Annotated in this window: 17 protein-coding genes; 13 read left to right on the forward strand and 4 right to left on the reverse strand. The window is 69.6% G+C overall.

Features of this window, described 5'->3' with window-relative positions; translation table 11 throughout:
* Positions 1–36 precede the first annotated feature (36 nt).
* The 4 genes from trpA (at position 37) to ACYVKA_RS15845 (ending at position 7,755) form a co-directional block, all read left to right on the forward strand.
* Complete coding sequence (gene trpA / locus ACYVKA_RS15830) at positions 37–855, forward strand: tryptophan synthase subunit alpha (RefSeq protein ID WP_460707131.1); 819 nt, start codon at positions 37–39, stop codon at positions 853–855.
* A gap of 7 nt (positions 856–862) precedes the next feature.
* On the forward strand, positions 863–1,675 hold the full coding sequence (lgt, locus tag ACYVKA_RS15835; RefSeq protein ID WP_460706872.1) for a prolipoprotein diacylglyceryl transferase: 813 nt from the start codon (positions 863–865) through the stop codon (positions 1,673–1,675).
* A gap of 76 nt (positions 1,676–1,751) precedes the next feature.
* Entirely contained in the window at positions 1,752–6,275 is a 4,524-nt protein-coding gene (gltB, locus tag ACYVKA_RS15840) for a glutamate synthase large subunit (protein WP_460706874.1), read from the forward strand.
* On the forward strand, positions 6,268–7,755 hold the full coding sequence (locus tag ACYVKA_RS15845) for a glutamate synthase subunit beta (protein ID WP_460706876.1): 1,488 nt from the start codon (positions 6,268–6,270) through the stop codon (positions 7,753–7,755). The genes gltB and ACYVKA_RS15845 overlap by 8 nt, the downstream gene beginning before the upstream one ends.
* A gap of 68 nt (positions 7,756–7,823) precedes the next feature.
* Here the strand turns inward: ACYVKA_RS15845 and ACYVKA_RS15850 are convergent, their stop codons facing one another.
* The gene (locus ACYVKA_RS15850) at positions 7,824–8,615 is read right to left on the reverse strand and encodes a pentapeptide repeat-containing protein (protein ID WP_460706878.1); all 792 of its coding nucleotides are present in this window, start codon (positions 8,613–8,615) and stop codon (positions 7,824–7,826) included.
* Positions 8,616–8,771: 156 nt separating this feature from the next.
* Between ACYVKA_RS15850 and ACYVKA_RS15855 the strand changes: the two genes are divergently transcribed.
* From ACYVKA_RS15855 to ACYVKA_RS15875, 5 genes are all read left to right on the forward strand, one after another.
* Complete coding sequence (locus tag ACYVKA_RS15855; protein WP_460706880.1) at positions 8,772–10,271, forward strand: DUF222 domain-containing protein; 1,500 nt, start codon at positions 8,772–8,774, stop codon at positions 10,269–10,271.
* An 80-nt stretch (positions 10,272–10,351) separates the two neighbouring features.
* Positions 10,352–11,113 carry a phosphotransferase gene (locus ACYVKA_RS15860; RefSeq protein WP_460706882.1) on the forward strand — a complete coding sequence of 254 codons (762 nt, stop codon included), beginning with the start codon at positions 10,352–10,354 and terminating at the stop codon, positions 11,111–11,113.
* Between the two features lie 433 nt (positions 11,114–11,546).
* On the forward strand, positions 11,547–12,827 hold the full coding sequence (locus tag ACYVKA_RS15865; protein ID WP_460706883.1) for an RtcB family protein: 1,281 nt from the start codon (positions 11,547–11,549) through the stop codon (positions 12,825–12,827).
* 114 nt (positions 12,828–12,941) lie between these two features.
* Positions 12,942–16,496, forward strand: coding sequence for a DNA polymerase III subunit alpha (gene dnaE / locus ACYVKA_RS15870; protein WP_460706885.1), 3,555 nt, complete (start codon positions 12,942–12,944; stop codon positions 16,494–16,496).
* Between the two features lie 31 nt (positions 16,497–16,527).
* Positions 16,528–17,175 carry a hypothetical protein gene (locus tag ACYVKA_RS15875; protein WP_460706887.1) on the forward strand — a complete coding sequence of 216 codons (648 nt, stop codon included), beginning with the start codon at positions 16,528–16,530 and terminating at the stop codon, positions 17,173–17,175.
* A gap of 8 nt (positions 17,176–17,183) precedes the next feature.
* Here ACYVKA_RS15875 and bluB read toward each other — a convergent pair whose 3' ends face one another.
* On the reverse strand, positions 17,184–18,908 hold the full coding sequence (gene bluB / locus ACYVKA_RS15880; RefSeq protein WP_460706889.1) for a 5,6-dimethylbenzimidazole synthase: 1,725 nt from the start codon (positions 18,906–18,908) through the stop codon (positions 17,184–17,186).
* A 131-nt stretch (positions 18,909–19,039) separates the two neighbouring features.
* On the opposite strand from bluB, the gene ACYVKA_RS15885 reads away from it, so the two are divergent.
* The 4 genes from ACYVKA_RS15885 to ACYVKA_RS15900 all read left to right on the forward strand — a co-directional run bounded on the left by ACYVKA_RS15885 (position 19,040) and on the right by ACYVKA_RS15900 (position 22,652).
* Positions 19,040–20,188, forward strand: coding sequence for a sensor histidine kinase (locus ACYVKA_RS15885; protein WP_460706891.1), 1,149 nt, complete (start codon positions 19,040–19,042; stop codon positions 20,186–20,188).
* Between the two features lie 12 nt (positions 20,189–20,200).
* On the forward strand, positions 20,201–20,809 hold the full coding sequence (locus ACYVKA_RS15890; RefSeq protein WP_460706893.1) for a response regulator: 609 nt from the start codon (positions 20,201–20,203) through the stop codon (positions 20,807–20,809).
* A gap of 137 nt (positions 20,810–20,946) precedes the next feature.
* Positions 20,947–21,912 (forward strand): ATP-binding cassette domain-containing protein, encoded by a 966-nt coding sequence (locus tag ACYVKA_RS15895; RefSeq protein ID WP_460706895.1) that lies wholly within the window; start codon positions 20,947–20,949, stop codon positions 21,910–21,912.
* The gene (locus ACYVKA_RS15900; RefSeq protein ID WP_460706897.1) at positions 21,909–22,652 is read left to right on the forward strand and encodes a hypothetical protein; all 744 of its coding nucleotides are present in this window, start codon (positions 21,909–21,911) and stop codon (positions 22,650–22,652) included. The genes ACYVKA_RS15895 and ACYVKA_RS15900 overlap by 4 nt, the downstream gene beginning before the upstream one ends.
* Before the next feature lie 100 nt (positions 22,653–22,752).
* Here ACYVKA_RS15900 and ybaK read toward each other — a convergent pair whose 3' ends face one another.
* Positions 22,753–23,238 (reverse strand): Cys-tRNA(Pro) deacylase, encoded by a 486-nt coding sequence (ybaK, locus tag ACYVKA_RS15905; protein ID WP_460706899.1) that lies wholly within the window; start codon positions 23,236–23,238, stop codon positions 22,753–22,755.
* A complete protein-coding gene (locus ACYVKA_RS15910) occupies positions 23,238–23,987 on the reverse strand; it encodes a DUF554 domain-containing protein (RefSeq protein WP_460706901.1) in 750 nt (249 codons plus the stop codon). The genes ybaK and ACYVKA_RS15910 overlap by 1 nt, the downstream gene beginning before the upstream one ends.
* Between the last annotated feature and the right edge of the window lie 104 nt (positions 23,988–24,091).

Genomic DNA, 24,091 nt, shown 5'->3' on the forward strand with positions numbered 1-24,091 from the left:
AGCTACCCCAACACCACGTTCACCGACGAGGCACGACTGGGAAAGTCCGGTCATGCCTATGCCGAGGCCCGCAACGAGGGGCGCGCCGCCCTGGTCGGCTACCTGCCGGTCGGCTTCCCGGACGTACCGGGCTCCCTCGACGCGATGAAGGCCCTGTGCGAGGGCACCGATGGCGTCGGTGTCGACGTGGTCGAGGTGGGCATGCCCTATTCAGACCCGGTGATGGACGGGCTGGCGATCCAGCACGCCACCACCCGCGCCCTGGAGCGAGGGGTGCGCACCCGTGACGTGCTGAAGGCGGTCGAGGCCGTCGCTGCCACCGGGACGCGCGCCACCGCGATGATCTACTGGAACCTGGTGGAGACCTACGGCGTCGATGCCTTCGCCCGCGACTTCGCCAATGCCGGCGGATGCGGCCTGATCACGCCCGACCTGATCCCCGACGAGGCGGACGCCTGGATGGCCGCCTCCGAGGAGCACGGCCTGGACCGGATCTTCCTGGTGGCCCCCTCGTCCACCGACGCCCGGATCGCCTCCACCCTGGATGCCTGCCGCGGCTGGGTCTATGCCACCAGCGTGATGGGCGTCACCGGGGCCCGCACCAGCACCTCCTCGGCCGCGCCGGCCCTGGTGGCGAGGGTCCGCGAGGCCCGTCCGGAGCTGCCGGTCGGCGTCGGACTGGGCGTCTCGAACGGTGCCCAGGCAGCGAAGCTGGCGCAGGTGGCCGATGGCGTCATCGTCGGCTCGGCACTGGTGCACTGCCTGCTGCGCAACGAGGAGTCGGGCAGCCGTGACCTGGCCGAGCTGCGGGCGCTGGTCGACGACCTGGCCCGCGGCGTGCGCGGCAAGGCCTGATCCAGTCGTGCTGCTGAGCATCCCCAGCCCCGGCTGGTCGACCTTCCACCTGGGCCCCGTGGCGATCCACGCCTATGCCCTGTGCATCCTGACCGGGATCGTCGCCGGCTCGGTGCTGGCCAGGCGCCGCTACCAGGCGCAGGGCGGCGATCCGCAGGTCTTCGAGGACGTTCTGGCCGTCGCCGTGGTCTCGGGCATCGTCGGGGCGCGGCTCTACCACGTCATCACCGACCACCAGCTCTACTTCGGCCCCGGCCGCAACCCGGTCGAGGCGCTCTACATCTGGAATGGCGGGCTGGGGATCTGGGGGGCGGTGGCCGCCGGTGCGCTGGCGGTGTGGGTGATGGCGCGGCGCAAGGGCTTCTCCTTCGCCGCCTTCGCCGATGCCGGTGCGCCCGGACTGCTGCTGGCCCAGGCCATCGGGCGGCTGGGCAACTGGTTCAACCAGGAGCTCTTCGGGCGCCCCACCACGCTGCCGTGGGGCCTGGAGATCGACCCTGCCCACCGGCCCGCGGGCTTCGAGCAGTTCGCCACCTTCCACCCCACGTTCGCCTACGAGATGGGGTGGAACCTGGCCGGCGTGCTCGTGCTGCTGTGGGCCGAGCGGCGCTTCCGGCTGGCCCGCGGGCGCGTCTTCGCGCTCTACGTCGTCGTCTACTGCCTTGGTCGGCAGTGGATCGAGCACCTTCGCATCGACAGCGTGAACCATGTGGGCGGATTCCGGCTCAACGAGTACACCTCGCTCGTCGTGCTCCTCTGCGGGCTGCTGGCCTTCGTGCTGCTGGGCCGGCGACACAGGGGCGACGTGTCCAGCATGTGACGCGTAACGTCCCAGAAACATTGCCTCTCTAGCCTCGTCCGGGTCGGGAGACCGACCCCGACGATCGGAGATGAGCATGACCGTCTTTCCCCAGCGCCCCGCCCAGGGGCTCTACCGCCCCGAGCAGGAGCACGACGCGTGCGGCGTGGCCTTCGTGGCACGCCTGACCGCGGAGCCCTCCCACGAGATCGTCGCCCAGGGCCTGGAGGCCCTGCGCAACCTCGACCATCGCGGCGCCACCGGCGCTGACGAGGCAGCCGGTGACGGCGCCGGGATCATGATCCAGGTGCCCGACGACTTCCTGCGCGAGGCCAGCGGCCTCGCCCTGCCCGAACCGGGCGCCTATGCGGTCGGGATGGCCTTCCTTCCCGTCGACGAGGCAGCCCGCGACCTGGCCCGGATCAGCATCGAGAAGATCGCCCTGGAGGAGGGACTGAAGGTCCTCGGCTGGCGCGACGTGCCCGTCGAGACCCAGGGCCTGAGCCCCATCTCGCTGGGCGCCATGCCACACATGGCACACCTGCTGGTCTCCAGCCGCAGTGGGGAGCAGGGCCTCGATCTCGACCGCCTGGTCTACGTGCTGCGTCGCCGCGCCCAGAACGAGGCCGGCGTCTACTTCGCCTCGCTGAGCTCGCGCACCCTGGTCTACAAGGGCATGCTGACCACCGGCCAGCTGGAGCAGGTCTACCCCGAGCTCCACGACGAGCGGGTCCGCTCGGCCCTGGCCCTGGTGCACTCGCGCTTCAGCACCAACACCTTCCCAGCCTGGGAGCTGAGCCATCCCTTCCGGATGATCGCCCACAACGGCGAGATCAACACGCTCAAGGGCAACCGCAACTGGATGCGGGCTCGCGAGGCACTGCTGTCCAGCGACCTCATCCCCGGCGACCTCGAGCGCCTCTACCCGATCTGCACCCCCGGCGGGTCCGACTCGGCCAGCTTCGACGAGGTGCTGGAGCTGCTGCACCTGGCCGGGCGCAAGCTGCCCCACGCGGTGCTGATGATGGTTCCCGAGGCGTGGCAGAAGGACACGGAGATGAGCCGCGCCCACCGCGACTTCTACGAGTTCCACGCCCACGTGATGGAACCGTGGGACGGCCCGGCCTGTGTCACCTTCACCGACGGCACCCAGATCGGCGGCGTGCTCGACCGCAACGGCCTGCGCCCCGCCCGCTACTGGGTGACCACCGACGACCGCGTCATCTTCGCCTCGGAGGCGGGCGTGCTGCCCGTCGACCCCGCCGAGGTGGTGCAGAAGGGCCGCCTGCAGCCCGGCCGGATGTTCCTGGTGGACCTCGACGAGCACCGCATCGTCACCGACGAGGAGGTCAAGGACTCCCTGGCCGCCGAGCACCCCTACGGCCAGTGGCTGGCCGAGGGCCGGCTGAACCTCGACGAACTGCCCGAGCGCACCCACATCGTGCACTCGCACGCCTCGGTGACCCGTCGCCAGCAGCTGTTCGGCTACACCCACGAGGAGCTGCGCCTGGTGGTGGCCCCGATGGCCAACACGGGCGCCGAGACGATCGGGTCGATGGGCAGCGACACCCCGCTCGCGGCGCTCAGCGACCGGCCGAAGACGCTCTTCGACTACTTCACCCAGCTCTTCGCCCAGGTGACCAATCCGCCGCTGGACGCCATCCGCGAGGAGATGGTCACCAGCCTGGCCGGCACCATCGGTCCCGAGGCCAACCTGTTGAGCCCCGGGCCGGAGTCCTGCCGCCAGATGGTGATCCCGTACCCGATCATCGACTCCGACCAGCTGGCCAAGATCATCCGCATCAATGCCGACGGCGAGCACCCCGACTACCAGGCGCACGTGGTGCGCGGGCTCTACCCGGTCGACGGCGGCGGCGAGGCGCTGCGTCGCCGGCTGGACGAGATCCGCGCCGAGGTGAGCCAGGCGATCGCCGACGGCGCGCGAACCATCGTGCTCTCCGACCGGCACGCCGACCGCGAGCTGGCACCGATCCCGTCACTGCTGCTCACCAGCACCATCCACCACCACCTGGTGCGGGAGAAGACCCGTACCATGGCCGGCCTGGTCGTCGAGGCCGGCGACGTCCGCGAGGTGCACCACGTCGCGCTGCTGGTCGGCTACGGCGCGGCCGCGGTCAACCCCTACCTGGTCTTCGAGTCCGCCGAGGACATGGCCCGCCATGAGCTCTACGTGCAGACCGAGCCGGAGCAGGCCATCGGCAATGTCTACAGGGCACTGGGCAAGGGCGTGCTCAAGGTGATGAGCAAGATGGGCATCAGCACCATCCAGAGCTACACCGGCGCCCAGGTCTTCGAGGCAATCGGGCTTCGCAGCGACTTCGTCGAGGAGTACTTCACCGGAACCCCCACCCGGATCGAGGGCATCGGACTCGACGAGGTGGCCCGTGAGGTGCAGCTGCGCCACGAGCGCGCCTACCCGATCACGTCCAAGACGCCGCACCGCACCCTCGACGTCGGCGGCGAGTACCAGTGGCGTCGCGAGGGCGAGGAGCACCTGTTCACGCCCGAGACCGTCTTCCGGCTGCAGCACGCCACCCGCACCGGACGCTACGAGGTCTTCAAGCGCTACACCGACCTGGTCAACGACAACTCCCGACGCCTGATGACGCTGCGCTCGCTGCTGGACTTCAGCTCCGAGAGGCCCAGCATCAGCATCGACGAGGTGGAGCCGGTCAGCGAGATCGTCAAGCGCTTCTCCACCGGCGCGATGAGCTACGGCTCGATCAGCCAGGAGGCCCACGAGACGCTGGCGATCGCGATGAACCGCATCGGCGGCAAGTCGAACACCGGCGAGGGTGGCGAGAACGCCGAGCGCCTGCACGACCCACAGCGCCGCAGCGCCATCAAGCAGGTGGCCAGCGGCCGCTTCGGCGTCACCAGCGAGTACCTCAGCCATGCCACCGACATCCAGATCAAGATGGCCCAGGGCGCCAAGCCCGGCGAGGGCGGCCAACTGCCCGGCCCGAAGGTCTACCCGTGGGTGGCGAAGACCCGCCACTCGACACCCGGCGTCGGCCTGATCTCCCCGCCGCCGCACCACGACATCTACTCCATCGAGGACCTCAAGCAGCTGATCCACGACCTCAAGTGCGCCAACCCGTCAGCCCGGGTGCACGTCAAGCTTGTCTCCGAGGTGGGCGTGGGCACCGTCGCGGCCGGCGTCGCCAAGGCCAAGGCCGACGTGGTGCTGATCAGCGGCCACGACGGCGGCACCGGCGCGGCGCCGCTGACCTCGCTGAAGCACGCCGGCGGGCCGTGGGAGCTCGGCCTGGCCGAGGCGCAGCAGACCCTGCTGCTCAACGGCCTGCGCGACCGGGTCGTCGTCCAGTGCGACGGCCAGCTCAAGACCGGCCGCGACGTGGTCATCGCCGCCCTGCTGGGCGCCGAGGAGTTCGGCTTCGCCACCACCGCCCTGGTGGTCAGCGGCTGCATCATGATGCGCGTCTGCCACAAGGACACCTGCCCGGTGGGCATCGCCACCCAGAACCCGGCGCTGCGCGAGCACTTCCACGGGCAGGCCGACCACGTCGTGAACTTCATGGAGTTCATCGCCCAGGAGGTGCGCGAGATCCTCGCCGAGCTCGGCTTCCGCAGCATCCAGGAAGCCGTCGGCCACGTCGAGGCGCTGGACGTCCGGCAGGCCGTCGGCCACTGGAAGGCACAGGGCCTCGACCTCTCGCCGGTGCTGGAGCGCATCGAGGTGCCCGAGGGCACCGCGCTGCACGCCACCACCGTGCAGGACCATGGCCTGGAGGCGAAGCTGGACCAGCAGCTGGTCGAGCTCGCGCGTCCCGCCCTCGAACAGGGGCAGCAGGTGGCGCACACGCTGCCGATCCGCAACGTGGACCGCACCGTCGGCACCATCCTCGGCCACGAGGTGACCATGGCCAGCGGTGGCAAGGGCCTGGAGGACGACACCATCGTGTTCACCCTCACCGGCACCGCCGGGCAGTCCTTCGGGGCCTTCGTGCCCCGCGGCATCACGCTGCGCCTGGTGGGCGACTCGAATGACTACGTCGGCAAGGGCCTGTGCGGCGGTCGGCTGGTCGTCGCCCCCGGGCCGGAGGCCAGCTTCGACCCCGCCACCCAGATCGTCGCCGGCAATGTCATCGGCTACGGCGCAACCAGCGGCCAGATCCTGCTGCGCGGCCTGGTGGGGGAGCGCTTCATGGTGCGCAACTCCGGTGCCACCGCCGTCGTCGAGGGCGTGGGCGACCACGCACTGGAGTACATGACCGGCGGCGAGGCGCTGATCCTGGGCCCGACCGGCCGCAACCTCGCGGCCGGCATGAGCGGCGGCACCGCCTGGGTGCTCGACCTGCAGCCGGCCAGGCTCAACACCGAACTGGTCGACGCCCACCCCGCCACCGGCGCGGACATCGCCAGGATCAGGGAACTGCTCACCCTGCACCGCGACGAGACGGGCTCCACCGTCGCAGCCGGCCTGCTGGAGCACGACGACGGCTGGCTCTCGAACCACTTCACCACCGTCCTCCCGCGCGACTATGCCCGGGTCATCAAGGCCCGCGAGGACGCCCTCCTCGCCGGCATCAAGGAAGACGAAATGACCGATCTCATGATGGAGGCAGCTCATGGCTGATCCGCGCGGATTCATCACCAGGCAACGCCAGCTGGCTGAACGTCGCCCCGTCGAGGAGCGGCTGGCCGACTGGCAGGAGGTCTACCCGGGCACGCCCGGCCGGGCCCTGCTGCCGATCATCAGCGACCAGGCGAGCCGCTGCATGGACTGCGGCATCCCCTTCTGCCACACGGGATGCCCGCTGGGCAACCTGATCCCCGAGTGGAATGACCTGGTCTGGCGCGACGAGTGGACCAATGCCCTGGAACGCCTGCACGCCACCAACAACTTCCCGGAGTTCACCGGGCGGCTGTGCCCGGCACCGTGCGAGACGGCCTGCGTGGTGGGCATCAGCCGCGAGCCGGTGACCATCAAGAACATCGAGGTCTCCATCATCGACAAGGCCTGGGACGACCTGCGCGTGGTGCCCCAGCAGCCGCAGTGGCACTCGCTCAAGACCGTCGCGGTCGTCGGATCGGGGCCGGCGGGCCTGGCCACCGCCCAGCAGCTCACCCGGGCCGGGCACACCGTGGTGGTCTACGAGCGGGCCGACGCCATCGGCGGCCTGCTGCGCTACGGCATCCCCGAGTTCAAGATGGAGAAGGCGGTCCTCGACCGTCGGCTCAAGCAGATGCGCCTGGAGGGGACGGTCTTCAAGGCCAACACCCCGATCGGGCCCGGTGCCGACGCCGTCGGTGGCATCACCGGGGAGCAGCTGCTGGAACGCTTCGACGCGGTGGTGCTCGCCATCGGCTCCACCGTGCCGCGTGAACTGCCCCTTCCGGGCCGTGAGCTGGCCGGCATCCACCAGGCGATGGACTACCTGACCCAGGCCACCCAGGCCCTGTCGGCCCCCGAGCCGCCGGCCGACCAGATCGATGCCCGCGGCAAGCACGTCGTGGTGATCGGCGGCGGCGACACGTCCAATGACTGCCTCGGCACCGCCCTGCGCCAGGGTGCGGCCTCGGTGACCCAGCTGGAGATCATGCCGCAGCCGCCCGAGACCCGTCCCGAGCACCAGCCCTGGCCCACCTACCCGATGATCTACCGGATCGCCTCGGCCAATGAGGAGGGCGGTGAGCGGATGTATGCCGTCAACACCTCCGAGTTCCTCGGCGAGGACGGCCAGGTCACCGGGCTGCGCCTGTCGGAGGTGCGTTTCGAGGAGGGCCGGCTGGTCACGGTCGAGGGCACCGAGCGGGAGCTGCAGGCAGACCTCGTGCTGCTGGCGATGGGCTTCGTGCACCCCGAGCCCGACGGGATCGTCGCCGAGCTCGGCCTGGAGCTCGACGAGCGCGGCAACGTGCAGCGCGGCGACGACTACCAGACCAGCGTGCCCGGGGTCTTCGCCGCGGGTGACTGCGGCCGGGGCCAGTCGCTGATCGTGTGGGCGATCGCCGAGGGACGTGCCGCCGCCCACGGCGTGGACAACCTGCTCACCGAGGGCCACAGCCGCCTGCTCCGGCCGATCGGGCCGGAGGTTCGCCAGCTGATGGCCTGATCGCGACGCCGTGCATGACGGTGCCCGCCTCCTTCCTGGGGGCGGGCACCGTCACGTCCTGGGTGGGCTCAGGTCCAGTGCTCGGGATGGCGCAGGCCAACCGGCAGCAGGGTGCGCGACGACCCGACGGCGCCGTCTAGCTGCTGCTGGGTCAGGAAGATCGCGGCGCGCAGGTCTGCGTCATCGAGCCGGGCATCGCGCAGGTCTGCACCCAGCAGGTCGGTGCGCTCCATCCGTGCGCGGCGCAGGTCGGCGGCGATCAGCAGCGCGCCGCGCAGGCTGAACCGCGACAGGTCCTTGCCGCGTAGGTCGGCGCCCAGCAGGTGCGCTCCCGGGCGCAGTCGTCGCGATGAGCGGCCGGGGGAGCGGTGGGCCTCGCTCACGCTGGACAGCAGCGCTCCGACGCGGGCCCGCAGCGCGGGGATGTCGGAGCCGGTGACCTGGGCAGCGGGGGAGTCGACGAGGACGGTGAGCTCGTCGACCAGCCCGGTCACCTGGTGCAGAGTGCCCCCGGAGGCGAGGCCGCGGGCCTCGGTGAGCAGGCGCAGCATCTCCATCAGGTGCCGCATCGTGGCGAAGGCCGCGAACATGTTGCGGGCCACGTCGGGGTCCTCTCGCCAGCCGCCCCCGGCGAAGGTGACCTGGGTCACCTGCTGGCCGGCGCCGAAGCAGTCGAAGACGGTGCACGCAGGCCAGCCCTCCTGGCGCAGGCGGGAGTGGATCTCGCACCGGTTGTCGGCCTGCAGGTGGTGGCAGGGGGTGCCTGCCGGTGCGTCGGCGCCGAAGCCCCCGGCACGGGAGCGGGACAGTGCGACGCAGCACAGTCCAGCACAGCGGCTGCAGTCGGCCACGAAGTCCATGGGTGTCCTCTCGTCGGTGCGAGGCTACGGCACCGAGCGCGGTAATGCTGCGAAATTCTGTCGAACAAAGATTCGGAATCGGCTGACGCGGCAAGGGCTGTGCCGATATGATTAAAACACAAGTTCGAACGATTCGAGGCGTGCGAGGAGGTGACCATGACCGGACTCGAGGAGGCTGCCGAGCTCGGCTGGGGCTCGGCCCAGACCGTCGAGGCCGTTGCCGATGCCCGTCGCCGAGCTTGGGCGCTGGAGGCCGAGTCGGTCCTGCTGTGTGCGCATTTTGCCGACTTGCATGCCGTGGCGAGCACCGCGCGGCCGGGGCTGCCCGGTGCGGAAGAACTGGACTTCCCGGGTGGTGACGGGACGCCGGGTGTGGCGGAGTTCGCCCACCTGGAGCTGGCGGCGCGGCTGAACGTCTCGGCCGAGTCGGCGCGGCTGATGATCGGGGATGCCTTGGCGCTGCGCCACCGGATGCCCGGACTCTTGCGGCTGTGCGCCGATGGCGAGGTGCGGATCGGCGTGGCACGGATGGTGGTGCGCGAGGCGAGGAACTTGGGGCGCGACGCTGCGCTCGAACTCGACCGTCGGCTCGCGCCGCTGGCGACGGGGATCTCGACGAAGCGACTGCTGGCCCTGTGTGGGGGCTGGGTGCTGGAGCTGCTGCCCGACGAGCTGTCCGCGCGGCGCCGTGCGGGGGCGCTGGAGCACCGCGGCGTGTGGTTCGACGGCTCGCATGACGGCGTCACCGCACTCTCGGGGCAGCTGGCCTCGGTGGATGCGATCTTCCTTGATGCGCAGCTCGACCGTGTCGCGGGAATACTGCGCACCGGTGGCAGTGACGAGCCGCTGCAGGTGCGACGCGCCCAGGGACTGGGCCTGCTGGCCTCGCCAGCCCGGGCACTGCAGCTCTTGCAGGCCAGCCTGCTCGACGAGATTCCAGCCCTGGTGGAGGACGGTGACCTCGACGTGGAATGCCCCGCCCGCGGGCAGCGCGGTCATGTCTGTGGGAAGGTCACCGCGGATCCGGAGACGCTGATGCCGCAGGTGGAGGTCGCCGTCCACGTCGACCGCACCGTGCTTGCCGAGGGCGAGGGGCTGGGCCGGTTGGAGGCCACCCGGACGGGGTGGGCGATGCCCGTGCTCGCCGACTGGCTCGCCGAACTCGTCGGGCACACCCGCATCACTGTCCGGCCGGTCCTGGACCCCGAGGCGATCCCGGCCAGCGATGCCTACGAGGTGGGGGAGCGGATGCGCCGCGCCGTGGGGCTGCGCAATCCGGTGGAGGTCTTTCCCGGTTCTGCGCGCGGCAGCCGGTCCTGCGACCTGGACCACACCGATCCATGGCATCCGGTCTTTCCCGCGGCAACGGAGCCTTCCATCACGGCTGCCGAGTCCTCTCCGACGTCGGCTGAGCGTCCCCTGGTGTCGGTCGAGCCTGTCGAGGCCCCGCCCACCCGCGCCGACAACCTGGGCCCACTCTCCCGGCGGGTCCACCGCGCCAAGACCCATGGCGGGTGGCGACTACGGCAACTCTCGCCCGGTGTCTTCTGGTGGCGATCACCCGACGGGTACCAGTACCTCGTCACTCCTTCTCGAAGTTGGCTCGTCCACAATCCCGTCACCGCGCGGACCGTCGCAGTCGCAATGGCGGCGTGAGGCTGCAGCGCCCGGACCGTGCGCCCTGACCGTGGGTCTTCCTGTGTGCCCGAGCCGAGTGCCCTGCCACACTCGAGGACATGGGCATCGGTGACGAAGAGGTACTGGCGGGTGGAAACGCGTCAGGCCGAGTGGTCCGAATCGGTGACACGGTTCACAAGCCGTGGCTACCCACCACCTCGCGCATGATCAGCTATCTGGCGCACCTTGAAGCTGCAGGGCTGGATGTCCCTCATGTCCATGGCCGCGACAGTCTCGGGCGGGTCATCCTCGACTACGTGCCCGGAAGCCTCGCCATGGACCGCGCTCCGCTCGATCTGGCCACCATCGAGCGCGTGGGATCACTCGTTCGTCGAACCCATGACGCCAGCGCCACGTTTCCCGTGGACACTGCCTGGGGAGTCCTGCTCCCCGCGTCCGAACCAGATCTGGTCTGCCACAACGACCTGGCCACCTGGAATCTTGTCATCGATGGTGATCGCCTCGTGTTCATCGACTGGGATGGTGCCGGTCCCAGTAGCCGGCTGTGGGACCTGGCCTACTCGGCCATTGCCTTTGCCCATCTCTTCCCGGGCGCTGACGTGGTCGCGAGTGCTGATCGGTTGCGCTGCTTCGTTGCCGGATACGACGCGGACGACGACCTACGGGTGGCGCTTCCCGAGGCCTTGGAGCGCCGGTCACAGGCCATGTGGTCGCACCTCGAGCAGGCCCACTCGACGGGCCACGAACCGTGGGCGACCATGTTCCGCGAAGGTCATGGAGAACACTGGGCCGGGACCACCAGATTCATCGCCACACACCGCGACGAATGGCACAGGGCGGTCCAGCGCTCGACATCCTGAAGTCTGGTCATGAGGGCACGCGCCGTCGTTTCCCACAGCCCTTGGCCACACAGGGTCCAGGAAATGGGCGCGCCAACTGTTGGTCCCGCCCCTCCCGATGACTCGTATCGGATCTCCTCGGGGGGCAGGGACTGGGCGTGGCACGGCCCGTGCGGCGAGCCCGAAAAATCGGTTGCCCACCCCTGGCCTGCCCGTCCAGACTGGAGCCTGCGCCATCCGGGCGCGGGGGAGTCCACACCGGATCCCCACTGATCGAGGAGTCGACCGTGTTCGAGCAGCTGCAGGAGCGCCGAAGCGTCCTGCAGCCATGCCCCGAACCGACAGCCGCGCTGCACCGCTGAGCCCGGGACCCGTCCCGCCCCAGCACGGCCCGCCCGCCGCGACTCCTCTCCACCCCTTGCCCCACACGCTCCGACCACCATCGTCGGCAACCGTGGGATGCACCACCCGGGAGCAGTCGACGGTCGACCACGTGCACCACTGCCTCCAGGAGGAGACCAGCATGACCACCTACCCGGTGCCCCTCAGCGGCACCGACAACACCCTGATGTGGGCCGACGAGACCGACATCGAGCAGAAGGCGCGCGAACAGCTGCGCACCGTCGCAGGCCTCGGCTGGACCCACGGCGTCCGGGTGATGCCCGACGTCCACTACGGGTTGGGCGCCACCGTCGGCTCGGTGATCGCCATGCGGCAGGCCATCGCGCCGGCGGCCGTGGGCGTCGACATCGGCTGCGGCATGACCGCGGTGCGCACCAACCTGCGGCCCGAGCAGCTGCCCGACGACCTGCGCACGCTGCGGCTCGGGATCGAGCGGGGCATCCCGGTGGGCTTCAGCAGCCACCGCGACGAGCCGCGGACCCTGGTGAAGCACGACGACCTCGCCGACCGCTTCGCCCGCGCCATCGCCGGCTTCGACGAGCTGCGCGCCGGCGAGGTCACGAAGGCGGCCCGCACCAGCGAGGCGCGTCGCAAGGCGATCACGCAGGTGGGCACGCTGGGTGGCGGCAACCACTTCATCGAGCTGTGCGCCGGCGACGACGACCGGGTCTGGGTGACGTTGCACTCCGGAAGCCGTGGCACCGGCAACCGGCTCGCCCAGGTGCACATGGGCGTGGCGCAGTCCCTGCCGCACAACCAGGACCTGCCCGACCGTGACCTGGCCGTCTTCCTGGCCGGATCGCCCCAGATGGAGGCCTACCTGCACGACCTGTGGTGGGCACAGTCCTATGCCCTGCTCAACCGGGACGTGATGCTGGCCACCATCTGCGACGAGCTCGCCCACCGCATCGACGGCATCGCCTTCGAGGCGCCGATCCGCTGCCACCACAACTACGTGGCGGTGGAGGAGCACGACGGACTCGAGTTGATGGTCACCCGCAAGGGCGCCATCAGGGCGGGCTCCGGCGATCTGGGTGTGATCCCCGGCTCGATGGGCACCGGCTCGTACATCGTGCGGGGCCTGGGCAACGAGTCCTCCTACCAGTCGGCCTCGCACGGGGCCGGCCGGCGGATGTCGCGCACTGCGGCACGGCGCAAGTACACCGCCGACGACCTCGCCACCCAGACCGAGGGCATCGAGTGCCGCAAGGATGCCGGCGTGGTGGACGAGATTCCTGCCGCCTACAAGGACATCGACCAGGTGATGGACGCACAGGCCGACCTGGTCGCGGTGGTGGCGCGGCTCCAGACCCTGCTGTGCATCAAGGGCTGAACCACGGGGGGTGGCGGCCGGGGCGTGTTCGACGCCCGCGGCGAGGTAGATTGTCGGTCCCGGCCCATCACCGGCTGCCGGGACGAGCACCACCAGAAAGAGGCCGCCACCTCCATGGTCGATTCCTTCGTCCACCTGCACACCCACACCGAGTACTCGATGCTCGACGGTGCCGCCAAGAACTCCAAGCTCTTCGCCGAGGTCGAGCGCCAGAACATGCCCGCCATCGCCATGACCGACCACGGCAACATGTTCGGCGCCTACGAGTTCCAGGCCACCAGCAAGAAGCACGCCGTCAAGCCGATCATCGGCATCGAGGCCTATGTGGCTCCCTCGTCGCGCCACTCCCGCAGCCAGGAGTTCTGGGCCAAGGGCCGCCATGACGGCACCGACGCCTCCGTGGAAGGTGGCAAGGACGTCTCGGGCGGCGGCCGCTACACCCACATGACGATGCTGGCCCAGAACGCGGAGGGCCTGCACAACCTCTTCCGGCTCAGCTCGCTGGCCAGCTTCGAGGGCTACTACATGAAGCCCCGCATGGACCGCGAGATCATCAGCCAGTACTCCAAGGGCATCATCGCCACCACCGGCTGCCCCTCCGGCGAGGTGCAGACGCGCCTGCGGCTGGGCCAGTTCGACGAGGCCATCGCCGCAGCAGCCGCCTACCAGGAGATCTTCGGGAAGGAGAACTACTTCCTGGAGCTGATGGACCACGGCATCGACATCGAGCGCAGCGTCCGCGAAGACCTGCTGCGCCTGGCCAAGAAGCTCGACATCCCGCTGCTGGCCACCAACGACTCGCACTACGTCACCCCCGACCAGGCCGACAGCCACGACGACCTGCTGTGCGTCGGCGTGGGCCGCAACAAGGACGACCCCAACCGTTTCCGCTTCAACGGCTCCGGCTACTACATCAAGACCTCCGAGGAGATGCGCGAGCTCTTCAAGGAGCTGCCCAGCGCCTGCGACAACACCCTGGCCATCGCCGAGCGCATCGAGAGCTACGACGAGGTCTTCAAGCACGTCGACCGCATGCCGCAGTTCGACGTGCCCGAGGGCGAGACCCAGGAGTCGTGGCTGCGCAAGAAGGTCAGCGAGGGCATCACGGTGCGCTACGGCGACGCCGAGCGTCCCGACGTGCTGGAGCGCGTCGAGACCGAGCTGAAGGTGATCGAACCGCTGGGCTTCAGCTCCTACTTCCTGGTGGTCTCCGACATCTGCAACAAGGCCCGCGAGATGGGCGTGGCCGTCGGCCCCGGACGAGGATCGGCCGCCGGCTCGATGATTGCCTACCTCACCGGCATCATCCAGATCGACCCGCTGGAGCACGGCCTGCTCTTCGAGCGCTTCCTCAACCCCGAGCGCATCAGCCCGCCCGACATCGACCTCGACTTCGACGACCGCAAGCGCGACCTGGTCATCGACTACGTCACCGACAAGTACGGCGAGGACTACACCAGCCAGGTCAACACCTTCAGCACCATCAAGGCCAAGGCCGCCGTCAAGGACGCCAACCGCATCCTCGGCTACCCCTTCGGCCTGGGTGACAAGATCACCAAGGCCATGCCCGCCGACGTGATGGGCAAGGGTGTCCCGCTCAAGGACCTCTTCGACGAGAACCACCCCCGCTACGCGGAGGGCAACGAGATCCGCGAGCTCTACAACACCCAGGCCGACGTCAAGAAGGTCATCGACACCGGCCTGGGCCTGGAGGGCCTGATGCGCGGCACCGGTGTGCACGCCTGCGCCTTCATCCTGTCCAGCGAGAAGCTGCTGGACGTGATCCCGATGCACAAGCGGGACAAGGACGGCACCATCATCGCGGGCTTCGCCTACCCCCAGCTCGAGGAGATGGGGCTGATGAAGATGGACTTCCTCGGCCTGCGCAACCTCGGCATCATGGACCACGCCGTCCAGATCATCAAGCAGAACAAGGGCATCGAGCTCGACATGTCCACGCTGGCGCTGGACGACGAGAAGACCTACCAGCTGCTCGCCCGAGGCGACACCCTGGGCGTCTTCCAGCTCGACGGTGTGGCCATGCGCTCCCTGCTGCGCCAGATGGGTCCCACCGGCTTCGACGACATCACCGCCGTCCTGGCGCTGTACCGTCCCGGCCCGATGGGCGCCAATGCCCACATCGCCTATGCCGAACGCAAGAACGGGCGACAGGAGATCATCCCGATCCACCCGGAGCTCAAGGAGGCCCTGGACCCGCTGATCGGCGACACCTTCCACCTGATCGTCTACCAGGAGCAGATCATGGCGATCGCCCGCGAGCTCGCGGGCTACACGCTGGGCGGCGCCGACCTGCTGCGACGGGCGATGGGCAAGAAGAAGCCCGAGATCCTGGCCAAGGAGTTCAACCACTTCCACGACGGCATGGCCGCCAACGGCTATTCCGACGACGCCATCAAGACCCTGTGGGACGTCATGGTCCCCTTCGCCGGCTACGCCTTCAACAAGTCGCACGCCGCCGGCTACGCCCTGGTCTCCTACTGGACGGGCTGGCTGAAGGCCAACTACCCGGCCGAGTACGGCGCTGCGCTGCTCACCAGCGTCGGCGACGACAAGGACAAGATGGCCGTCTACCTGGGCGACATGCGCGCCCAGCGCATCAAGGTGCTGCCGCCGGACGTCAACACCTCGGAGCTGGAGTTCACCGCCGTCGGTGAGGACATCCGCTTCGGCCTGGGCGCCATCCGTAATGTCGGCGACCACGTCGTGGCCGGCATCGTCGAGGCCCGCACCACCGAGGGGGAGTTCACCGACTTCTACGACTTCCTCGACAAGGTGCCGCTGCAGGTCTGCAACAAGCGCATGATCGAGTCGCTGATCAAGGCCGGCGCCTTCGACTCGCTGGGCCACTCGCGCCGGGCCTTGATGAGCATCTTCGAGGCCGCCGTCGACCAGGTGATCGACCTCAAGCGCAACCAGGCCAATGGCCAGGACGACCTCTTCGGTGACTTCGGCCTGGCCGCCGAGGCCGACGAGCCGGTGCAGCAGCGCGAGACCGTCCCCGAGATCGAGGACTGGGACAAGCGCACCAAACTCGCCTTCGAGCGCGAGATGCTGGGCCTCTACGTCTCGGACCATCCGCTGCAGGGAATGGAGCACATCCTGGACAAGGAGCGCGACATCTCCATCGGAAACCTGGTGGCCCCCGACGGCCCCCGCGACTCCATCCTCAACATCTGCGGCATGATCACCAGCGTCCAGCGCAAGCAGACCAAGACCGGTGCAGTGTGGGCGATCATCACGGTCGAGGACCTGGAGGCATCGGTCGACGTGCTGTGCTTCCCGAAGGTCTACGAGCAGGTGGCGATGCACCTGGCCACCGACCAGGTGATCCGGGTGCGTGGCCGCGTCCGCGAGAAGGAGGACGCCGCCGAGGTGCAGGTGCAGGAGATCACCATCCCCGACATCACCGAGGGCCCCACCGGCCCGGTGGTGCTGCAGCTGCCCGCCGGACGGTGCACGCCGCCGGTGGTGGACCAGCTCAAGGAGGTGCTCGGCAACCACCCGGGCATGACCGAGGTGCACCTGCGGCTGCTGGGGCAGAACCGCAGCACCCTGTTCCGGCTCGACCAGACGCTACGCGTGACCGCCTCGCAGCCGCTGATGGCAGACCTCAAAGCCCTGCTGGGGCCGTCCTGCCTCGCATGGTGAGTAGGCTCGTGCGTCGACGGAAGGAGACCCGGTGAGTCCCACCATCCCCGCGGGGGACAGTGCCCTGGAGCAGGCGCAGGTGCTGGAGAACGACGCCTATGCCCGCGCGCCCCGCTCGACGGGACTGTTCGCGCGCCCGCTGGTGCGCAGCCTCGCCGTCTTCTGGCTGCTGTCGATGCTGGCTGGGGGCGTGGGGGGAGCACTGTGGAACCTGGTGGTGCCGCTGCCCAGCTACCACGTCGACGCCAACGGCAATGCCACCACCTCGGAGCGGGGCCTGGCCCTGGTCTTCGCCAGTGACGCCGTCTTCTGCCTGGTGGGAGCCGTGGTCGGGCTCGGCATCGGGCTGTGCGCCTGGCGCTGGTTCCGGCGGCTGGGCTGGCCCGTGTGCCTGGTGGCGATGGGCGGCGGCCTGCTGGGCGCGCTGCTGTGCTGGTGGGTCGGCACCCTGATGGGTCCGCACGACTTCGCCGCCCGCATCGCGCAAGCCGGGGCCGGCGCCGTGGTGCCGATCGACTTCCAGCTGCACAGCCTGGTCGCCCTGCTGGTGTGGCCCTTCTTCGCGATCATCCCGGTGCTCTTCGCCTCCGCGATGAGCCGCGACGAGGACCTGGCCGAGACGGTGCCGCCGGCGGCCGTCGAGGCACCCGGCACACCAGTGCCACCGCCGGCCCGCTGAGCCCGTGGCTAGCGGGTGCGCGCCACCAGTCGCCGCATCCGCTGCCCCTGCAGCAGCAGGGACGAGGCCAGGCAGGCCCCGACCCCCTCGCCGCTGCGCAGCCTGAGGTCGAGCAGCGGTTCGAGTCCCAGCTCCACCAGCACCGCCCCGTGGGCCTGCTCCCGGCTGCGCTGGCCCGCCACCAGGTAGCCCTGTGCGGCGGGCTCGATCCGCACCGCCACCAGGGCGGCGACGCTGGTGGCCAGCCCGTCGAGCACGACCAGCGCATTGTCCCCTGCGGCTCCCAGCACGACGCCGGCGAGCAGCGCCACCTCACCGCCGCCGCACACGGCCAGCACGCGCTGGGGATCGCGGGAGCCGTCCAGGCGCTCCAGACAGGCGCGCACCACCGCCGTCTTGGCCTCCACCATCGCCGCATCGGCGGCGGTGCCCAGTCCGATCGCACGCTCCGGCTCGAGCCCGAGCAAGCCGGCAGCCATCGCCGCAGCCACCGTGGTGTTCCCGATGCCCACCTCGCCCAGGGCGACCAGGCCATTGACGGCCGCCTCGCTGCCGAGTTCCCGGCCCGCCTGCAGCAGGGCAGCCACCTCCTCGGCGCCGAGGCCGTCCGAGGTCAACAGGTCCCCGCGCGGGCCCGGCGGGATGCGTCGCACCCCCTCGACGGGTTCGACCAGTCCGGCGTCGACCACCATGGTGCGCAGACCCGCACCCTGTGCCGCGACTGCCCCCATGCCGGTGCCCTGGTCATTCGCGGCCACCACGTCGCGGCCCACCTGCTGCTCGAAGGAGCTCACCCGGTGCCTGGTCACGGAATGGTCACTGGCCGCCAGCACCAGCACCCCGGACTCGACGCCCTGGGGGCGGATCGCCTCGAGGCGGTTGAGGGCGCGGTCGAGCACCCCCAGCGAGCCGGGCGTGGTGAGCAGCTGGTCGGCGTCGTCGGTGGCCTGCACCACGCGGGACTGGTCAGGCGCGGCCAGGTGGTGGACGGGGCGGTGGGGCTCCTCGCCGGGCCAGCCGTCGGCCAGCAGCACGTCGTCAAGTGGCAGCCGTTTCGACCAGGCGAGCCGCTCCAGCCCGGGGGAGGGCGGCCGCTCGTCGGGCCAGCCCAGGCAGAGCCAGCCGAGCGTCTCGACCCCCTCGGGCAGGCCCAGCAGCTCGCGCAGCTCGTCGGGCTCGAAGAGCGTCACCCAGCCCATGCCCAGACCCTCGGCCCGGGCGGTCAGCCACATGTTCTCGATCGCTGCGGCACAACTCCACAGGTCGGCGTCGGGAAAGGTGGCACGCCCCAGCACGCCCACCGCCGGGGACCGACGGTCACAGGCCACCACCAGACCGAGCGGCGCCTCGCGCAGGCCCTCCAGCTTGAGGTCCAGCAACTGGCGGGCCCGCTCGGGCGCCAGCTGGTCCGCCTGCGCCAGCCGGGCACGGTCGGCCATCGCCGCGGCACGGTCACGCAGTTCGGCATCGCGCACCACGATGAAGCGCCAGGGCTGCGAATGGCCAACCGACGGGCCCCGGTGACCGGCCTCCACCACGCGGCGCACCAGCTCCTCGGGAACCGGGTCGGGACGAAAACGCCGGATGTCGCGGCGGGCGCCGACCACCGTGGCGAGCGCCTCGCGCACCTCGTGCGGCATCGCCCACCCGTCGGGAGCCTCGGCACGCTCCTTGGCCGAAGAGGTGTCCCCGACGACGGGGACCGGACGGGACCAGGAAGGCTGCTCTGACATGGCCTCCACTCTAGGGAGGGCTCCCGGGGTGGCGGTCAGCGGGCCACCGGCGCAGGTCGTCCCGGGGACAGGACGTGGCCACGCGCGCGATCCCATCTCTGCTTGGATGAGGGCACCAACGAGGGGGTTTCGTGAGCACGCTCACCCGGCGAAAGGCCGACACGGCGATCGCCTATGTCACCACGTGGCTGATCGTGGCACTGCTGGTGGCCCTGGGGATCGGTCAGATCTACATCGACCGATGGCACGACTCCGTCTCGAGAGTTCCGTTCGCGGTGGTCGCACTGGCCTCCGGGATGGTTTGGCTGTGGAACCACAGGCTGCACGCGACACACCGCGGGCGCGGTCTGCGAGTGGTGTTGACGATCTTCTTGGTGCCGTTGACCTTGGTGCTGTGTTGGGCCTGGATGTGGATGATGCCTTCGCTGGCGCTGAGCGCCATCCTCATGTTCGGAGGGCGGTGGAAGTGGGGCTTCTTCGTCGCCGTGAGCGCGTCGGTCTATGTCATCAATGTCTTCGACAATCCCTATGTCATGGCCTTCGTCCCGACGGCCGTCGCGATCTTGGTTTCCGGGGTCCTGACTGCTCTCACCCGGATGTTGGTGGTGGTGCAGGAGTTGGCGTCGACCAGGGAGCAGGTGGCTCGGCTGCGGGTCGATGAGGAGCGTTCGAGGATTCAGCGGGATCTGCACGACCTGCTGGGCCGGACCCTGGTGACGGTGTCGATGCGGACCCAGACGACTCTTCGTCTGATCGGCAAGGATCCGTCGGCGGCGCGTGTTCAGCTGGAGGAGACCGCGGTGCTGGTGGCCTCGGGCCAGGCACAGTTGCGCGAACTGGTGGCGGGTCGCTCGATCGTGGGCCTGGAGCAGGAGCTGACCAGCGCGCAGGAGCTGTGTGCCCGGCTGGGGGTGCGGCTCGACCTGCAGGTGGAGCCGATCGATGATCCGAGCACGGATGCGCTGGCTGCCCGGGTGTTGCGGGAGGCGATGACCAACATGCTGAAGCACTCGCGCCCGTCGGTGGCGGCGATCGCGATCGTGGACGAGGCCGGCTGCACGGTGGTGACGGTCGACAACGACGGGGCTGTGGGGCTGCCACCTGGTGCCACTCAGGGGACGGGGCTGCGAGACCTCCAGGCCCGGGTGGAGGACCATCTGGGCGGGGTCCTGGTCAGTGGCCGTCAGCCGGGGGGACACTTTCGGGTGCAGGCGCGGATCCCGCGCAGTCTGGCTGCGTCCCGTCAGTTGTCGAGGAAGGGCACTGAGGAGATGGGCTGAGAGGATGTTGGTGTGACCACGAGGATTCTGATCGCCGAGGACGTCGACCTGATCGCGGAGGCCTTCATCGCCCTGTTGAACACCGAGGATGACTTCGAGGTCGTCGGACGGGTGAGCCGGGGCGACGAGGTGGCAGGCGCGGTCGAGGAGGTGAGGCCCGACATCGCCTTGCTGGACGTGGCGATGCCGGGGTGCACCGGGATCGAGGCCACCGCCCAGGTGCGTGCCCGTGGCTTGGACTGCCGGATCCTGTTGTTGACGGCTCTGGAAGGTGCTGGGCATTTGCAGCAGGCCTTGCAGGCGGGTGCCAACGGCTATCTGGTCAAGACCACCACGGCGGACCGTCTGATCGCCGGGATCCGGTCGGTGGTGACCGGCGGCACGGTCATCGATCCACAACTCGCCGCGGACGCGTTGCGTCTGGGACCCAACCCACTTACGGCACGAGAACAGGACTTGCTGCGGCTATTGGCGCAGGGCCTGTCGACTGATGAGGTCGCCGAGAAGCTGTTCTTGAGCCGCGGTACGGTACGCAACTACGTGTCGAACGTGCTGGAGAAGTTGGGCACCCATAGCCGGGGCGAGGCCGTCACACTGGCACGCGATCGGGGCTGGCTGTAGCCGCTGATAAGACCCTGGTCGATGAGGGGTGAGCCAGCCGAGGTGATGCGAGTCATCAAGGATCGGTGACAACTGTCATGATGCATTGGTGACGTGCACCAATGGTGCCGGAATCTTCCTGTGACTAGCGTTTTGACATGATCCAGACACAGCATCTAACGAAGCGCTATGGCGCTTCGACCGTCGTGGACGACCTCAGCCTCGAGGTTCGTCCCGGCATCGTCACCGGCTTCCTCGGTCCCAATGGGGCCGGAAAGTCCACCACGATGCGCATGATCCTCGGCCTCGAGGATCCCACGAGCGGCACCGCCACGATCGGTGGCCAGCCCTACCGTCGCATTGCCCGCCCGCTGTTGACGGTGGGGGCGATGCTCGATGCGAGTTGGGTCAACCCGAAGAGGTCGGGACGTGACCACCTGCGCTGGATGGCAGCCAGCAACGGCATCGCCTCCGGCCGGGTCGACGAAGTCCTGGATGACGTCGGCCTGAGCGAGGCTGGCGGGAAGGCAGCCGGATCGTACTCGCTGGGCATGCGCCAGCGCCTCGGTCTGGCCGGAGCGATGCTCGGACGGCCCGAGTACTACGTCTTCGACGAACCGGTCAACGGACTGGATCCCGAGGGCATCGTGTGGATCCGCCAGATCATGCGCCGACTGGCCTCGGAGGGCAACACGGTACTGGTCTCCAGCCACCTGCTCAGCGAGATGGCGCTGACCGCCGACCACCTGCTGGTCATCGCCCGCGGCCGCCTGGTGGCAGACATGAGCGTTCCCGACTTCATCGCAGAGCACTCTGGCGGCTCGATCCGTGTCCGCACGAAGGACCTGGACGGGCTGGCCCGCGTGCTGCGCCTGCAGGGCGGCATCGTCGAGGTGGTCCCCCCAGACACCACGGTCGACTTCGGCAGCGCCGGACCGCGCCTGCAGGTGACGGGCCTGACCGCCGAAGAGGTCGGCGATGCCGCGGCGCAGGCCCGGATCGCGGTCCACGAACTCAGCACGGAGCACGCTTCCTTGGAGGAGGCCTTCATGACGATGACCCACGACGGAGTCGACCACCGGGCCAGTGCCGGTGCGCGGCGCGAAGAACTGGCGGTGGCGTGATGATCCAGGCATTGAACTCCGAACGCATCAAGTTCTTCAGCACCCGCGGCTGGCTGATCGGGCTGGCAAGCTTCGTGGCCCTCGCGCTGCTGCTTCCGGTGGCCAACGCCATGTCGGCCACGCAGCCTCTTCAGACACAGGGTGCCTATGCCGGAATCCTCGGCTTCGCGATGATGGCGGCCATGGTGGTCGCAGCCGCGCAGGTCACCCAGGAGTACCGCTTCCGGATGATCCAGCTCACCCACCAGGCCGCGCCACAGCGCTGGCAGCCCCTGTTGGCCAAGGCGGCCATCGGGGCCCTGTTCGGGGCGGTGCTGTCAGTCATCATGTCGGTCGTGGTCGCCCTCACCGCCAATGCGCTGGTCGAGCCCGAACTCCGCGCGGTCTTCGAGCTGGCAGCCCAGGCCTCCACGATCGCCACCACGGCCCTGACGGTGGCCATCATGTGCGTCTTCGCGGTCGGGCTCGGCGCCCTGGTGCGCAGCACACCGGCCGCAGTGGCGCTGATCGTGCTGTGGCAGACCCCGATCGAGCTGGTGCTCGGCATGCTGCCCGGCATCGGTAAGCACCTGCACCCCTACCTGCTGTTCAACAACACCATGCAGGCAGCACTGGGCACCACCCCACCGCAGGTGCACCTCGAATGGGGACAGACCGGAGCCCTGGGCTACCTGGCCACCATCGCCCTGGTCACCCTCTGCCTGGGATGGATGCGCAGCCGCCAACCCGCCAGCGAGTGAGCTGCCCCTTTTCACGGCGCCCCGACGACGGGGACCGGACGTGACCAGGAAGGCTGCTCTGACATGGCTCCCACTCCAGGGAGGGCTCCCTGGGTGGCGGTCAGCGGGCCACCGGCGCGAAGGAGGCCTCGCACATCCGTGCCAGGTCGGCGGGGGAAAGTTCCAGCTGCAAGCCCCGGCGGCCGGCCGAGACGAAGACCGTCTGCTGCGTCTCGGCACTGGCATCGACCACGACGGGCAGGCTGCGCTTCTGGCCCAGCGGCGAGATCCCGCCCACCACATAGCCGGTGGCGCGTTCGGCAGCCTGAGGATCGGCCAGGGCCACCTTCTTCGCGCCCACCGCCGCAGCCATCGCCTTGAGGTCCAGCTGGCAAGCCACCGGGACCACGGCGACGGCCAGAAGCTGAGGCCCACCCGTGCAGCTGACCACCAGCGTCTTGAAGACCCGCAAGGGATCCAGGCCGAGGGCCGCGACCGCCTCGTCACCGAAGTGGGTGCTGTCGGGATCATGGTGGTAGGGGTGCAGTTCGTGGCTGACCCGGGCCTTGTCGAGGGCGCGGGTGGCGGGCGTCGCCTGCCTCGCCATCACAGCGCCTCGACGACGGCGACCAGCACCGGCGCGACGACCAGGGCCGGCAGCATGTCGGCCACCCGCACCTGCTTGAGGCCCAGCAGCCGCACCGACAGCCCCAGCAGCACGATGCCGCCGGTCACGGTGAGTGCATCCACCTGCGCGGCGGGCAGCAGCCCGCCCAGCATGGCCCCGAGCACGGTCAGGGTGCCTTGATAGAGCCCGACGGCCACCGCGGACAGCAGGACCCCGAGCCCCAGCGAGCTGGCAAAGGCGATCGCCGCGAAGCCGTCCAGCACGCTCTTGGCCAGCAGCTGGTCGGGGCCCTGGCCCAGCCCGTCGGCCAGCGATCCGAGGATGGCCATCGGGCCGACGCAGAAGACCAGGGTGGAGGTGACGAAGCCGTCGACGAAACGTGACTCGTCGTGCCCGGTCCCACCGGCGCGCGCTCCCAGCCGTCGCCTGGCCCAGCGGCCCAGGTCGTCCATGCCTTCCTCGAGCCCGATCCAGGAGCCGAACAGGGTGCCGGCGACCACCGCGAGCAGCACCACCACCAGGGCCCCGCCGCCGACAGCGGCCGCGAGCGGCTCGCCCAGCAGCGGACGCAGCGAGAGGCCCGCCATCACCAGGGTGCACAGGCCCAGGGCGTCGGTGACGGCGCCCTGGGCACGGGCCGGCATCCGCGCTCCCAGGGCCAGTCCCAGCAGGGATCCGGCCACGATGGCGATGACATTGACCGCCGTTCCCAGTCCGATGAAGTGCACCGCCCCATCCCACCATGCGTGCGTGGCAGGAGCAGTGCGAGGGCCCAGCCGGTGGTCATGGCGGCGCGAGGACACGCCCCCACCTAGACTTGCGGGGTGGCAGA

It is taken from the genome of Luteococcus sediminum (assembly GCF_054783495.1).